Origin of the sequence: Sphingomonas sp. ASV193 (genome assembly GCF_040203355.1) — a bacterium.
Lineage (GTDB): Bacteria > Pseudomonadota > Alphaproteobacteria > Sphingomonadales > Sphingomonadaceae > Sphingomicrobium.
In genome coordinates this window covers 738139-750498 of the sequence record NZ_JBEHBW010000001.1, presented here as the reverse complement: position 1 = coordinate 750498, position 12360 = coordinate 738139, and the positions used below count along the sequence as shown (strand labels likewise).

Annotated in this window: 11 protein-coding genes; 4 read left to right on the top strand and 7 right to left on the bottom strand. The window is 65.7% G+C overall.

Going from position 1 to position 12360, the window contains the following annotated elements; genetic code table 11:
- Positions 1 to 47 precede the first annotated feature (47 nt).
- Positions 48 to 989 carry a CPBP family intramembrane glutamic endopeptidase gene (locus ABDK56_RS03750; RefSeq protein WP_349806765.1) on the top strand — a complete coding sequence of 314 codons (942 nt, stop codon included), beginning with the start codon at positions 48 to 50 and terminating at the stop codon, positions 987 to 989.
- Here the strand turns inward: ABDK56_RS03750 and ABDK56_RS03745 are convergent.
- The 5 genes from ABDK56_RS03745 to purC form a co-directional block, all read right to left on the bottom strand.
- Entirely contained in the window at positions 958 to 2517 is a 1560-nt protein-coding gene (locus ABDK56_RS03745) for a cryptochrome/photolyase family protein (RefSeq protein ID WP_349806764.1), read from the bottom strand. The genes ABDK56_RS03750 and ABDK56_RS03745 overlap by 32 nt on opposite strands.
- A 38-nt stretch (positions 2518 to 2555) precedes the next feature.
- Entirely contained in the window at positions 2556 to 4133 is a 1578-nt protein-coding gene (locus ABDK56_RS03740) for an alpha/beta hydrolase (RefSeq protein ID WP_349806763.1), read from the bottom strand.
- A 62-nt stretch (positions 4134 to 4195) separates the two neighbouring features.
- Positions 4196 to 6358 carry a primosomal protein N' gene (locus ABDK56_RS03735; RefSeq protein WP_502959261.1) on the bottom strand — a complete coding sequence of 721 codons (2163 nt, stop codon included), beginning with the start codon at positions 6356 to 6358 and terminating at the stop codon, positions 4196 to 4198.
- 46 nt (positions 6359 to 6404) lie between these two features.
- Positions 6405 to 7520: a calcium:cation antiporter gene (locus tag ABDK56_RS03730; RefSeq protein WP_349806761.1), complete on the bottom strand. Its 1116-nt coding sequence runs from the start codon at positions 7518 to 7520 to the stop codon at positions 6405 to 6407.
- Complete coding sequence (gene purC, locus ABDK56_RS03725; RefSeq protein WP_349806760.1) at positions 7510 to 8289, bottom strand: phosphoribosylaminoimidazolesuccinocarboxamide synthase; 780 nt, start codon at positions 8287 to 8289, stop codon at positions 7510 to 7512. The genes ABDK56_RS03730 and purC overlap by 11 nt, the downstream gene beginning before the upstream one ends.
- Positions 8290 to 8656: 367 nt before the next feature.
- Here purC and ABDK56_RS03720 point away from each other — a divergent pair, with 367 nt between their 5' ends.
- On the top strand, positions 8657 to 9517 hold the full coding sequence (locus ABDK56_RS03720; RefSeq protein WP_349806759.1) for an outer membrane protein: 861 nt from the start codon (positions 8657 to 8659) through the stop codon (positions 9515 to 9517).
- A 120-nt stretch (positions 9518 to 9637) separates the two neighbouring features.
- Here ABDK56_RS03720 and ABDK56_RS03715 read toward each other — a convergent pair whose 3' ends face one another.
- Positions 9638 to 10249 (bottom strand): hypothetical protein, encoded by a 612-nt coding sequence (locus ABDK56_RS03715; RefSeq protein WP_349806758.1) that lies wholly within the window; start codon positions 10247 to 10249, stop codon positions 9638 to 9640.
- Positions 10250 to 10452: 203 nt separating this feature from the next.
- On the bottom strand, positions 10453 to 11127 hold the full coding sequence (locus tag ABDK56_RS03710) for a hypothetical protein (RefSeq protein ID WP_349806757.1): 675 nt from the start codon (positions 11125 to 11127) through the stop codon (positions 10453 to 10455).
- Between ABDK56_RS03710 and ABDK56_RS03705 the strand changes: the two genes are divergently transcribed.
- Both ABDK56_RS03705 and ABDK56_RS13125 read left to right on the top strand, forming a co-directional pair.
- Positions 11116 to 11886 (top strand): SHOCT domain-containing protein, encoded by a 771-nt coding sequence (locus ABDK56_RS03705; RefSeq protein WP_349806756.1) that lies wholly within the window; start codon positions 11116 to 11118, stop codon positions 11884 to 11886. The two genes, ABDK56_RS03710 and ABDK56_RS03705, sit on opposite strands and share 12 nt — an antisense overlap.
- A gap of 1 nt (position 11887) precedes the next feature.
- On the top strand, positions 11888 to 12352 hold the full coding sequence (locus ABDK56_RS13125; RefSeq protein WP_502959254.1) for a surface-adhesin E family protein: 465 nt from the start codon (positions 11888 to 11890) through the stop codon (positions 12350 to 12352).
- Positions 12353 to 12360: the final 8 nt, after the last annotated feature.

Genomic DNA, 12360 nt, shown 5'->3' with positions numbered 1-12360 from the left:
AGGCGGTTATAACGCCTAGCCCGCGCTCGACTGACAAAGGGAGGTATATGAACGAGGGCGTCGCGGCCGCCGAGCCGACCTGGAAACGGGTGGTCAAATTTCCGCTTGTGGCCATGGTGCTGGCCATCCTCATCTACGCCCTTGGCGGGACCGCCGGCGCATTGATCGACAAGGCCATTCCGCTTCGTGGGACGAACCTGTCGGCGGCGTTGAAGACCGCTATCCTCGTTGTCTGTTTCGTCCTTGCCTACAAAGTGGGGATCCGCAAACTCGGCGAGGTTCCGCGCGACGACCTCGTCGTCTCTCGCAAAACAATGAAGGAGCTGGCGCTCGGTCTTCTTGTCGGCCTGGTCATTTTCTCGGCCGTCGTCGGCACTGCCGCGCTGTTCCACGTCTATCGTATCATTGGGCAGGGAGACGCCAGCCAACTCGTCATCGCTCTTGCCGCAACCGCCGTCATACCGGGACTGACGGAAGAGCTATTGTTCCGTGGGATCCTGTTCCGCTGGCTCGAGGAGTTCGGCGGCAGCTGGTTCGGCCTTGCCGCTTCGTCTTTGCTGTTCGGCTTCGCGCACTACTTCAATCCGCAATCGACGGTGATCGCGTGCCTCTGGATTGCCGTTGAAGCGGGAATCCTCCTCGGAGGCGTCTACATGCTGACCCGCAATCTATGGATGGCGATGGGCGTTCACGCGGCGTGGAATTTTACGCAGGGCGAAATCTTCGACATTCCCGTGTCGGGCCTCGACAGTCACGGACTTGTGGAGGCGCAGCTAAGCGGCCCACCACTCTTGTCGGGAGGCGCCTTCGGGCTCGAGGCGTCGGTGATCGCTTTGGTCATCGCGACCGCCGCGGGCCTGTGGTTCGTCTGGCTCGCTGCGCGCCGGGGCAACATCGTCCGGCCGTGGTGGGTGCGCCGTCGGCTCGCGCGCGAAGCGACGGTGCCCCACGACGACGTCACCGTGCCCAGCGTCCCTCGGGAGGCTTGAGCGTCTTCAGAAACGTCTTCGCGCTCGCGCGGTAGGCGTCGCGCTTGTCCGCGCTCATCCGCTCCCACGTCGCATAGGGGTTGCGCAGCCGCGCCTTGCCCCGCAGCGCCTTTTCGTTGCGCGCGAGGAAGTCCCAGTAGAGCGCGTTGAACGGGCAGGCGTCGGGCCCGGTCTTCTGCTTCACGTCGTAGCGGCAGCCCGCGCAATAGTCGCTCATCCGGTCGATATAGGCCCCGCTCGCGGCATAGGGCTTCGACGCCATCCGCCCCCCGTCGGCGTGCTGGCTCATGCCGATGACGTTCGGCATCTCGACCCATTCGTAGGCGTCGGCATAGACGACGAGGAACCAGTCGCTGACTTGGGCCGGGTCGATCCCCGCGAGCATCGCGAAATTGCCGAGCACCATCAGCCGCTGGATGTGGTGGGCATAGGCATGCTCGCGGGTCACCGACACGCAGTCGGCGAGGCACGCCATGTCGGTCGCGCCGGTCCAGTAGAAATCGGGCAGGGCGCGCGTGGCCTTCAGCGCGTTGGCCGATCGATAGTCGCGCCCCTCCCACCAGTAGATGCCGCGCACATATTCGCGCCAGCCGATGATCTGGCGGATGAACCCTTCGGCGCTCGCCAGCGGCACGCGGCCCTTGCGATATTCGGCCTCGGCGCGGCGGCAGACCTCGAGCGGGTCGAGCAACCCGAGGTTGATCGAAGTCGACACGAGCGCGTGGTTCATGAACGGCTCGCCTTTGAGCATCGCGTCCTGCGTGTCTCCAAAATGGGGCAGGCGGTGAGTGAGGAAATCGTCGAGCGCTTGGTTCGCCTGCGCCTCGGTCACCGGCCAGTCGAAGTCCTCGAGGCTGCCGAAATGGTCGCCGAAGCGCTCTGCGACGAGCTCGAGCACAGCGCGCGTCACCTTGTCCTTCTGGAAGCGCGGGCGGTCGGGAAAGCGGGTGCCGGGCTTTGCCGCGCCGCGATTCTCGGCGTCGTAGTTCCACCGCCCGCCCTCGGGCTTGTCGCCATCCATCAGCAGCCCGCTCTTGCGACGCATCTCGCGGTAGAAATATTCCATTCTGAGCTCGCGGCGGCCCTGCGCCCAGCCGAGGAATTCCTCGATCCCGCACAGGAAGCGCGTGTCGGGCAGCACCTCGACGGGAACCCCGAACCGCTCCGCCCAGCCGTCGATCTCGGCCTTCACCCGCCACTCGCCCGCCTCGACGAGCCGGATCGCCTTGGCCTTGTGCCGCTTAACCCCGCGCGCGACCTCGCCGGTGAACGAGCCGCTGTTGCCGTGATCGTCGAGCTTCACATAGTCGACCCGCCAGCCGTCCTTCTCCAGCGCGGTGGCGAAGTGGCGCATCGCCGCGAAGACCAGCGCGATCTTCTGCTGGTGGTGGCGGACATAGGTCGCCTCGTCCCAAACCTCCATCATCAGCACAACCGAGCCCGCCTTGTCGGCGCCAGTGGGGCTTGGGGCGAGGCTGGAAAGGTCGCGGCTGAGCTGGTCGCCGAGGACCGGAATGAGGGTCGTCATCCCCGCCCAACGCCGCCGCTCCGCCCTCGGGCCCGCGCCTAGCGCCTGGCGGCGGCCGGACGGGCCCTGGCGTACATCTCGCGGTTGATCTGCTTTCGCAGCCCCGAGCGGTCGTCGCCGATGCGGTAGAGATCGAAGTGGGTGCGATCGGGAATGTAGGTGAACTGCTCGTGCGCGCCGAGCTTCCTGAACACCGCCTCCAGCCGGTGCGCCGGCCCGTCGAGATAAAAGGTGTCGGCGGTGCCGACGAACAGGTGGATCTTGCCGTCGAGATCGGGACGAAGCTTCGTCCAGTTGCGCTCCACTAGCCGCGCGACGTCGTAATGGTCGATCCAGTAGGCCGCGACCGCCGGGTCGACCGCGCCCGTGTTGCGGTCGAACAGCGGCATCGGCGCGCCGTCGTCTCCCTTGGGCGAGAACACCCATTCGAAGCTGGCGAGCTGCCCGCCGACGGGTCCGAGGATCCGCTCGATGCGCGCGAACTGCTCGAAGGTTGCCTGCACCTTGCCCTTGTCCCGCACCAGTGGCGCGACTTCGCCGTTTGCCATGCGGAACGCGTTCGAACTGGCGGCGTAGAGGTCGACGTTGGTGAAATCGTGGAATTCCGACGGATCGGGCGAGGTCGGCCAGCTGCCGCCGAACGTCTTGGGATAGGCGACCTGCGCCCACAGCGCCGCCCAGCCGCCCGACGAATGGCCGGTCAGGAAGCGGCTCGACGCGCGCCCGTCGGTCGCGAAATGCCGGTCGACCCACGGCACCACTTCCTGGCTGAGCGCCTTGCCCCACGGCCCGTTGTTGACCGAATCGGCGAACTCGTGCGTGCCGCGCGGGCTCGACTGGTCGAGGAAGACGTGGATCATCGGCGGCAGCGCCCCGCTCGCCAGGTCGCGCCCGACGATCGCCGCCGACAGCTTCGCCGACTGGAGCGACCCGCCATAGCCGGCGAACTCGTAAACCACCGGGAAATGCGCCCCGCGCGCGCCATAACCCGGGGCCAGCGCGGCATAGCCATGGACGGCAATCGGACGGCCGTAAAAGGCCGACAGTGCCGCGCTCGGCACGTCGACCGGCTTCAGCGCGGCCATCGCCGCGGCGGTCTCGGCGCGCTTCTCCGGCCCGTTCCACGACAGGATCTTCGCGTCGTCGACCGCGGGCAGCACATGGTCGAGCGTCAGCCGCGCCGGACCCGGAAGCGTTATAGTCGTCACCGGCGAGACGATGTCGCCCGGCCCGCGTCCCCCGTAATTATAGTCGTGGTTGCGATCGAGCACCGCCTGCACCGCATAGCGTCCGGGCGGGAGCGCGGAAAAGGGCGTCGGGAAGCTGTCGTTGTCGCCGTCGACGCTCGCGCTCTGGCCCGGCGCGAGGCCGATCACGTCGCGCGCGGCGATCGCGGTGTCGGTCGGGCTGAACGGCGACAGGTCGACCTCCTCGGGCACCGGCTTGCCGTCCGCGATCCGCTGCGCGAACACGATCAGCCGCCCGCCCTGCGGCGCAGTGCTCGTCGCGCCCTCGACCGTGGTGCCAAGCGTGACCTCGACGGTCTGGTGCGCGGCCGGCTCCGCCGCGCCCGCGCCTGCGCTCGCTAGCAACGCCGACAGGATAATCAACCGCATGATGCCCCCTCCCTGGAAATCCGCGCGGACCCTAGCAGGCAGGTCTCACGCGGCAAGCAGCCTCAGACGAAGCTGTAGGGATCGACGTCGACCGTGACGCGCACCTTGCCCCCCCACTCGACCCCCGCGAGCCAGTCGCGGATCACGTCCTGCACGTCGAGCTTGCGCGCCGCATGGACCAGCAGCCGCTGGCGGTGGCGCCCGCGAAGCATGGCGAGCGGGGCGGGGGCGGGGCCGAACACCGCCATCTGCTCGACCCGCGGTGCCGCGGCGCCGATCCGCCGCGCGACCGCCTCGGCCTCGCCCTTGTCCTCGGCCGACACGATGATCGCCGCCAGCCGCCCGAACGGGGGCATCGCCGCCTCGCGCCGCGCCTCGGTCTCGGCGGCGTAGAAGCCCGGGACGTCGCCGCTGACCAGCGCCTCGATCACCGGGGCCGACGGCTCGTGGGTCTGGACCAGCACACGCCCCGGCTTGTCGCCGCGCCCGGCGCGCCCGGCGACCTGCTGGATCTGCTGGAAGCTCCGCTCGGCCGCGCGCAGGTCGCCGCCCTGCAAGCCCAGGTCGGCATCGACCACCCCGACCAGTGTCAGGTTGGGGAAATGATAGCCCTTGGTCACCAGCTGGGTGCCGATGACGATGTCGATGCGGCCCTCCTCCATCGCCGTCACGAATTCGGCCGCGCGCTGCGGCGACCAGATGGTGTCGCTGGTGACGACCGCGGTCCGCGCGTCGGGAAACAGCGCGGCGACCTCGTCGGCGATCCGCTCGACCCCCGGCCCGCAGGCGACCAGCGAATCCTCGTCGCCGCACTCGGGGCAGGTGGCGGGGGGCGGCATGACGTGGCCGCAATGGTGGCACGCCAGCCGGTGCATCAGCCGGTGCTCGACCATCCACGCGGTGCAGTTGGGGCACTGGAAGCGGTGGCCGCAGGTCCGGCACAGCGTCAGCGGCGCGAAGCCCCGGCGGTTGAGGAACAGCAGCGACTGTTCGCCCGCGTCGAGGTTGGCTTCCAGTTCGGCGACCAGCGACGGCGCGAGCCAGCGCCCGCGCGGCGGCGGGTCCTTGGTCATGTCGATCGCGGTGATCGCGGGCATCTCGGCGCGACCGTGCCGCTCGGTGAGCTTCAGCTCGCGGTAGCGACCGACCTCGACCATGTGGCGGGTCTCGATCGCCGGGGTCGCGGACGAGAGGATCACCGGGATTTCCTCGAACGCCCCTCGCATCACCGCGACGTCGCGAGCGTGATACTGGACGCCCTCTTCCTGCTTGAAACTCGGCTCGTGTGCCTCGTCGACGACGATCAGCCCGAGCCTGGCGTAAGGCAGGAACAGCGACGAGCGCGCCCCGACCACCACCTTCGCCTCGCCGCTGGCGATCGCGCGCCACGCCCGCCGCCGCTGCGACGAGCGCAGGTCCGAATGCCACGCCACCGGCTCGCAGCCGAAGCGCGCGGTGAACCGGGTCAGGAACGGCTCGGTCAGCGCGATCTCGGGCAGCAGGACGAGCACCTGCCGCTCCTGCCGCAACGCCTCGGCGACCGCCTCGAAATAGACCTCGGTCTTGCCCGACCCCGTCACCCCGTCGAGCAGCACCGGGTCGAAGCCGCCTCCGATGGCTGCGATCAGGCTCGCCGCCGCGTCGCGCTGTTCGCCGCTAAGCGCGGGCGGGGCGAAGTCGGGATCGGGATCGGGGTAGGGCAGGTCGCCCTCGACCTCGACCCGCTCGAGCGCGCCGGCGTGGACCAGCCCGCGCATCACCGCGTCGCTGACCTCGGCGTGGGCGGCGAGCTCGCGCACCGTCCCCTGCCGACCGGCGATCGCGGTCAGCGCCCTTTCGCGCTGCGGGGTCAGCCGCGCGGGGGTCTCTCCGGTCGGGCGATATTCGATCATCACCCGCGGCCCGTCGAGCGCCGCCGACGAGGGCACGATCATCCGGAGGACGGCGGCCAGCGGGGCAAGGTAATAGTCGGCGGTCCACTCGGCGAGGCGCCTCAGCGGGGCGCGTACCGGCGGCGCATCGACCACCCCCGCCAGCGGGCGAAGGCGATTGTCGCCAACTTCCTCGGTTTTCAGCCGCTCGGCCTCCCACGCCACACCGAGCAGCTGGCGCGGCCCCAATGGCGCGACCACCAGCTGGCCCGGTTCGACGTGCGTCCCTTCGGGCACGCGATAATCGAGCGGCCCAAGCGCGGCATTGAGGGTAACGACACGGACGCGGGGCAGCGGCATGGCTTGCCCATGCGATGCACCGCCCGATCTCGCAAGGGCGTCAGGGAATGACGGTCGTCAGCACGAAGGCGGCGAAAATCACCAGATGGACCGCGCCGTGAAGGACCGTGGTCTTGCCCCGGGCGATCGACTGACCGGAAACGAACAGCGACAACGCAAGCAGGGTGATCCCGGCCGGACCCATGCCGAGCGCCAGCGGCAGGCCGAGGAAGAAGGAGGCGATCGCGACCGCCGGGATGGTTAGACCGATCGTCGCCAGCGCCGAGCCGAGTGCGAGGTTGAGGCTGGTCTGGAGCCGGTCGGCAAGCGCGGCGCGGACCGCCGCGACGCTCTCGGGAAGCAGGACGATTCCGGCGATCGCGACGCCGACCGCCGCGACCGGCAGACCGGCCGCCTCCACCGCCTGTTCGAGCGGAAGGGACAGCGACTTGGCCATCAGCACGACCGCCCCGAGGCTGACCAGCATCAGCCCCAGCGAAGTCCAGGCTGCGCGGTCGCTGGGCAGGTCCGCATGGCTGTCGGGCCCCGTGCGCTGGTCTGGCGCGGGCAGGAAATAGTCGCGGTGCCGCACCGTCTGTACGAAGACGAAGGTCAGGTAGAGCGCCAGCGAACAGGCAGCCACCAGCGCCAGCTGGACCGGGGAATAAGCCGGTCCGGGCGTCGTGACGGTAAAGTTGGGAAGCACCAGCGTCAGCACCAGCAGGGTCGCCAGCGCGCCCAGCGCCGCGGTCGCCCCGCTGCGGTTGAAGCTTTGTTCGGAATGCTTGATCCCGCCGATGAGCAGGCACAGCCCCAGCAGCAGGTTGAGGATGATCATCGCCGCCGCGAACACCGTGTCGCGGGCCAGCGCGGAGGTCGCCTGCGGGTTCGCCAGCATCAGCGACACGATCAGCCCGGTTTCAATCACCGTGACCGCGACGGCGAGGACCAGCGTGCCGAACGGCTCTCCGACCCGGTGCGCGACCACCTCCGCGTGATGGACGGCGGCAAGCACCACCGCGACCACCAAAATCCCGGTCGGCAGCGGCCCGGCATGAAGCAGGATCGCCGCCCAGCCTAGCAAGGGGGCGGCGGCGGCGCCGTAAGTCAGATACCGGTCGCTTCCTACCCGCCGGCGGGGGGTGCCCCCGGGGGTCGGATCGACGCTACTTGCCACGCTTCTTGCGGTGGCTTTCCATGTCGAGCACCGCGCTCTCTTCGCCCTCGGGCAGGAGGCCGAGCCGGCGCGCGACTTCCTGATAGGCTTCCTCGACCCCGCCGAGGTCCTGGCGGAAGCGGTCCTTGTCGAGCTTTTCGTTCGACTTCATGTCCCACAGGCGGCAGCCGTCGGGGCTGATCTCGTCGGCAAGGATGATGCGGCTGAAATCGCCGTCCCAGATCCGCCCGAACTCGAGCTTGAAGTCGACCAGCCGGATGCCGATCGCGCTGAACATCCCGCACAGGAAGTCGTTCACCCGGATCGCCATGTCGGCGATGTCGTTCATCTCGTCCTGGCTGGCCCAGCCGAAACAGGCGATATGCTCGTCGGCGACCATCGGGTCGCCCAGCGCGTCGTCCTTGTAATAATATTCGATGATCGTGCGCGGCAGCTGGGTGCCTTCCTCGATCCCGAGCCGCTTCGACAGCGATCCCGCCGCCACGTTGCGGATCACCACCTCGATCGGCACGATCTCGACCTGGCGGATCAGCTGCTCGCGCATGTTGAGCCGGCGGATGAAGTGGGTCGGCACGCCGATCGTCTGGAGCGCGGTGAAGACATGCTCCGAGATCCGGTTGTTGAGCACGCCCTTGCCCTGGATGGTCCCGCGCTTCTGCGCGTTGAAGGCGGTCGCGTCGTCCTTGAAATATTGGATCAGCGTGCCGGGCTCGGGCCCTTCGTAGAGGATCTTGGCCTTGCCTTCGTAGATCTGGCGGCGACGGGTCATGGCGGGGGCTCGGCTCCGATCGGGAAAGGGAAGGGCGGGCCTATAGGCGACCCGCCCGCGCACCGCAAATCGCTTGCCGCCGTGGATGCGCGGTCGGGAGGAGGTGGCGGCGGCTGACGATAAATGTTTTTCTCCTTCCCGCGACCTGGGCTCGCCGCGCTCGAAGGAACCCGCCTAAGCGGCTGAAACCCGGCGAAAACTTCGCACGTGCAGCATTTTCAGGGCAATCTGGAGTGATGCACGCCTGCAACAGTATCGTCATGTCGAAAAATCCGGTTCGGAACCAATCAATTGGCCGATCTTTGCGAGGGTCGTGTCGACGACATTCAAGCCGTCGGACGAACTCACCATCGAGGGAGTAATATAAATGAAGCGTTATCTCACCGCAGCGCTGCTGGCGACCGCCGCGGCCGCGGCCCCCGCCGCGGCCCGCGACGGCAGCATGTATGTGGGCATCGAGGGCGGCGTCCTCTTCCCGCAGACCCAGCACGCCTCGCAGGTCTTCACGCCGACCACCGGCACTGTCGTCACGTACAACGACTATCTGAACGTCAAGTACAAGACCGGTTACGACATTGACGGTATCATCGGCTACGACTTCGGCATGTTCCGTCTCGAAGGCGAGCTTGGCTACAAGCGCGCCAGCCACAAGCGGTACACCGTCGACTACGGCACCGCCTACACCGTCCCGGGCAGCGGTCACACCAGCGTCTATTCGGCGATGGTCAACGCGCTGTTCGACACCGGCGGCGAAGGCTTCGGCTTCTACGCCGGCCCGGGTATCGGCTATGCCAAGACCAAGGCGACGGTCGACTATGTCGACACCAACAACGTCACCCAGTCGGTTTCGGCCAGCAAGGGCGGCTTTGCGTGGCAGATCATCGCGGGCGTTCGCTACGCGGTGAGCCCGAACCTCGATCTCGGCCTGAAGTATCGCTACTTCAACGGCAACAAGCTGCGTGACACGTACGTCGATTCGACCGGCACGTATCAGGACGGCTACAGCCGCTTCAAGTCGCACTCGCTGCTCGCCAGCCTGGTGTACAACTTCGCGACGCCGGAAGCGGCTCCGCCGCCCCCGCCGCCGCCCCCGCCGCCGCCGCCCCCGGCTCCGGCGACCCAGACCTGCCCCGACGGCACGGTGATCGACGCCACGGCGACCTGCCCGGCGCCGCCGCCGCCGCCGCCGCCGCCGCCGGCCCCGCCGGCTGCCGGTGAGCGTGGCTAAGCCACCTCAAGGCTGACAAAGGGAGAGGGCCCGGCGGAAACGCCGGGCCCTTTTTCTTAAGGTCGCAAAAGCCAGCGTCAGACCGGACTTTTTCGTGACCTTACGCGAGGGGGAGGAGGCTCAGATCCCCGAGATGCGGGGGCCGCGCGTGGCCTGCGCGCGGTGGCGCGCCTGGGCGGCGAGCGCCTCGGCCTCGGCGAGCATCGCCCTGGCCTCGCGGATCGCCTTCAGCTGGCCGAGGATCGCGGCGTCGGTGCGCCACACCGCCTTGTTGTCGGCGCGGATCTGCGCGGCGTTGCGCACCTCGTAGGCGACGTCCTTGTCGAGGTGCGCGGTCTGATTGGAGAGCAGCGCGACCGCGAGGCGGGTGTTGTGGCGATGTTCGACCCGGACCAGCCGGCCCTTGCGGTAGACGGGGACGAAATGACCGTGGAGCGCGCGGTCGAGACTGTCGGCGCGGGCGCGCTCGCGGGCGTGGTCGACCGCCTTGTCCCACGCCCGCGCGAAACTCTCGCACCCGTCCCGGTCAAGCAGCCGGTAAGCGCTGCGCGCACTCATCCCCACCGCCTGCGCCGCACGCCCGACCGAACCCCATTGGCACAAGGCGGCAATGAAGGCCCGCTGCTTGCCCGGCGTCCACCCGCCGCGCCGGTTGCGCAGCATCGGCACCGGCGTGAACGACGGCGGCGCGGGCATCCCCGCGTCGGGATCGACCGAAAAATCATAAGGCAACGCCTCAGGAAACCCACGCCTGTCCATAACCCACCCTAACCCAAAAGGTTCGTTGTAGGACAGCGCAAATTTCGCCGAGGGCAGGCGAGCGATTGCGCAGCAATCGGGAGGCAGCGCGCAGAGCCGAAATTTGCCCGGCCAGCGGGTCGCGCAGCGAACCCGACTGACGTCACGGATTTACTCCGTGACGGCTTACCGGAGCATTATGTCGACGGAACGCTTGGCGTTTCTTTGGCGATCGGAGCGTCGAGCACCGAGTCCGGTTCAGATTCAGTCTGATCGGGCTGGGTTGTCGGCAGTTCAGATGACTGGGGTGCTACTCTCGCGTAGAATGCTGTTCGTTCCGGCACAGTCGCGCAACTCCAAGCATAGAAAAGCGCAAATGAGTTATTTGGCGTCGAATCTAAGCCGTCGTTGAAATCGCTGATATAAAGCCCGCCGCGTTTCAGCAGTACGAAATCTTTATAGCCAACGTAGGCGCCGAAACGGTTTTTGGCGTTCACTTTTCCACAAATGTCTCCGCTCGCGGATGTCCGCAAATTGAGGTAGGTGGCGCTCGCGGGATCGAACAGCGACGACTGCATCGCCTTTGACACTAGAGATTGGGCGGCGGCGTTGTCATTTGCCAACTTTTTAATAGCGCTGACATCATTGAGCGCCTTTTTTTCGAAGGAAGTGATGGCAGTATCCGCATATTCTGCGTTCGCCGTGCCAGCCTCCGAACTTGTATTTGAATCTTGGGAATTGGATTGATTGGAGTGATTACAAGCTAACGCTGTGCAACAGAGGGCAGCTACGCGAATCGCGTTTGTCAGTCTTGATATCGTGTCTTGCTGCCCGTTCGATCCCATGATTTCCTGCCCCCCATGACTGACCATATCGAATCACTTCAACGTTTGGCTACTCTTCATAAGGATGGAGTTTTATCGGAGGAAGAATTTGCGAACGAAAAGGCGCGCATCCTCAAACAGATGTCCGAAAGCGGAAGCGACGGCACAGTCTCATCGATTTGGAAAGATCGTCGCCTGCCATTTGTGGCCATAGCTATCGTTGCCGGCTTAGTTGTTGGCGTCACCGTATGGGATAGCGTCGTCAACCGTTCGAAGTCACCACCAAGTGAGTCGGACAAACCTATTTCGCGGAAGCTCGTACAGCAGGGCGAGATTGGCTTTACAGATCTTACCAGCTGCGAACCTAACGAGACTTTGGCTGGCTTGCTCGCGAAATTGAAGGCTGGTGACGGCAGTGGCGCGGTGGCCAATCTGATCACCATTCCGGGAACCGACAGACAGGTAGAGCCATCATCTCGATCAATAGGTGACAAGGCGGGAACCGTAGTCCGTGCGCTGCCACTAGGTTTGACTTGGCATAACCTAGAACTTCGTCAGCTTCGGGCCTTAGACTGGAATGACGGCAGGGCCATCCAACTCGACTTTGCTAATCCAATTGGCGACGTCAGGACTCAACTGCGCCAAATCTACCCCAACCTCGCATTCAAAGAGGGTGAGACAGCGCAAGGCGGTGGCGCAATCGGGCTTGAGAGGTTGCCGGGATCAGTGCGATTTAGCTGTTTTGTGGCGACTGGTGTTGAGACCGCTGCTGCACCCCTGAACGTCAACTCCGTTGAAGGGCCGTGATATGAGAGCATCAGTCCTTTTATTTGCCCTCATGGCTTCACCTACTCAGGCTTTCGCATCTGATTGGTGGTTTGTTGCATCGAGTGGAGCGCCAAACAAAACAACGGAATTCATCGATAAGGAGAGCGTGTCGGAAAGCGGAAGCTTCCGAACTGCCTGGGCTTTCACGATTAAGCAGCATGTCGACGAAAATGGCGTCCGCAAAATCAAGTCGCTCTATCGTTATGACTGCAATTCTCGCTCCATGACCCTCATTGCGTACGCCAACTATGGAAACAACGACGTCCTGAAGAATTCAGAGAGTATCTCTACATATTCTCAAAATTCATCATACGTAATCCCCGATAGTATTGGCGAGAGTAAATGGAAATTTGTCTGTGAAGGAGGGGGCGATTCGCAGGGTTTCTTTGATCTCAAAGGGATTAGTCCGGAACAATTTTCAGCTAGATGGTTCAAGCTCGACTAACAGTGATT